Origin of the sequence: Zoogloea sp. LCSB751, assembly GCF_002028455.1 — a bacterium.
Classification (GTDB): Bacteria; Pseudomonadota; Gammaproteobacteria; order Burkholderiales; family Rhodocyclaceae; genus Zoogloea.
In genome coordinates this window covers 1-256 of record NZ_MWUM01000375.1, presented here as the reverse complement: position 1 = coordinate 256, position 256 = coordinate 1, and the positions used below count along the sequence as shown (strand labels likewise).

The following is a 256-nucleotide window of genomic DNA, read 5'->3' as shown; positions in this document are numbered from 1 at the left end:
TGGGTCCTGGCGAAGTAACCGCCTATGTCCAGGATGATGAGACGCTCATGGGGTTCCACCAGGGGGGCTATCTGGACAATGACGCCCTCGGGATCCGAGGTCCAGTGGCGATTGAGCGGCAGCACTGGGTAGTGCTGCTGGGCCCAGGCAAGGGTCGGCCCGTGCACGGACTTCGGTTTGGGCAGGATGGCGCCGACGCGCCCCACCCCATCGAGCACCTGGATGAACTGGGGCCTGTCGGGAAGCAGGTGAGTCA

General features: G+C 64.8%; 1 protein-coding gene. It reads right to left on the bottom strand.

Going from position 1 to position 256, the window contains the following annotated elements; translation table 11 throughout:
- Nucleotides 1–256 (bottom strand): hypothetical protein (locus B4920_RS27015; RefSeq protein WP_216820097.1); only part of this gene is annotated, 256 nt, incomplete at both ends.